General features: G+C 73.6%; 2 protein-coding genes. Both read right to left on the bottom strand.

Features of this window, described 5'->3' with window-relative positions:
- Positions 1–149 precede the first annotated feature (149 nt).
- Complete coding sequence (locus J0670_RS38060; RefSeq protein ID WP_207817339.1) at positions 150–602, bottom strand: GatB/YqeY domain-containing protein; 453 nt, start codon at positions 600–602, stop codon at positions 150–152.
- A 129-nt stretch (positions 603–731) separates the two neighbouring features.
- A complete protein-coding gene (locus J0670_RS38055; RefSeq protein ID WP_307806875.1) occupies positions 732–1,373 on the bottom strand; it encodes a response regulator transcription factor in 642 nt (213 codons plus the stop codon).
- Position 1,374 lies beyond the last annotated feature (1 nt).

Below are 1,374 nucleotides of genomic sequence, written 5' to 3'. Positions count from 1 at the left end.
GCCCGGGCAACGGGAACGGCGGCGGCCGGCACGGCTGATCCGAGCACGACGAAGGGGCGCCCTCCGGTCTTCCGGGGGGCGCCCCTTCGTCGTACGGGTGTCCGGCGTCGTACGGGTCTCCGGCTCGGCCGGACGTGCGGTTCCGGAACTCAGACCAGGGCGGCCTTCACGGCGGCGGCCACCCGGCCGCCCTCGGCCAGGCCCTCCACCTTCGGCTTCACCAGCTTCATCACGGCGCCCATCGCCTGCGGGCCGCTCGCCCCGCTCTCGGCCACGGCGGCGGCCACGATCGCGGCCAGCTCCTCGTCGGAGAGCTGCTTGGGCAGGTACGCCGCCAGCAGGTCGCCCTCGGCCCGCTCGCGCTCGGCCTGCTCGGCCCGACCCCCCTTGTCGAAGGCCTCGGCCGCCTCCCGGCGCTTCTTCGCCTCGCGGGTGATCACCTTCAGCACCTCGGCGTCGGACAGCTCGCGCTTCTCCTTCCCCGCCACCTCCTCACTGGTGACGGCGGACAGTGTGAGGCGGATGGTGGAGGAGCGCAGCTCGTCCCGGTCCTTGATGGCAGCCGTGAGGTCCTCGTGCAGCTGCTCCTTGAGCGTCGTCATGGTCACGAGTCTCCCACCTGCGGCGTTCGGTCGCTTGCCATTAAGCGCGGCCGGGGCGGCGGCGGGCCGGCGTACGCCCGGTGGGGTCGGGTGCCGACGGGCTCGCGTACGCCCGGTGGGCCCCCTGTTTCAGTCGTCGGCGAGGCCTTCCTGGATGGCCAGGACGGCGAGGCGCACCCGGTTCGGGGCGCCGGTCTTGGTCATCAGGTTCGACACGTGCGTCTTCACCGTGGTCAGGCCGATGTGCATCCGCTCGGCGATCTCGTTGTTCGAGAGTCCGGCCGCGACCAGCCGCAGCACCTCCCGCTCCCGGTCCGTGAAGCGGACGGCCCCGCGCCGTCGGCCGCCCCCGCCGTTCCAGGCCCGGGCGGCCCGGGTCACCACCCGGTGGAGCACCGTCGGGCTGTACGGGCTCTCGCCGACCGCCGCACGCCGGATGGCATCGAGCACGGCGGCCGGCGGCACGTCCTTGGCGAGGAACCCGCAGGCCCCGGCCTCCAGCACGGGGTAGAGCCGGTCGTCGTCGTCGAAGGTGGTCAGGACGACGACCCGGGTCTCCGGGCGGATGCGCAGGATCTCCCCGGTCGCGGCGATGCCGTCCATCCCGGGCATGTGCAGGTCCATCAGGACCACGTCCGGCCGGACCCGCCCGGCGAGCCTCACCGCCTCCGATCCGTTGGCGGCCTCGCCGACGACGAGGATGTCCTCGGTCCACTCGCACAGCATCCGCACCCCGGCCCGGACCAGCTGCTGGTCGTCGGCGATCAGCACG

Source organism: Streptomyces sp. FH025 (genome assembly GCF_017427025.1).
GTDB lineage: Bacteria > Actinomycetota > Actinomycetes > Streptomycetales > Streptomycetaceae > Kitasatospora.
The sequence above is the reverse complement of the archived record's forward strand: the minus strand, read 5'-3'. Positions and strand labels throughout refer to the sequence as shown.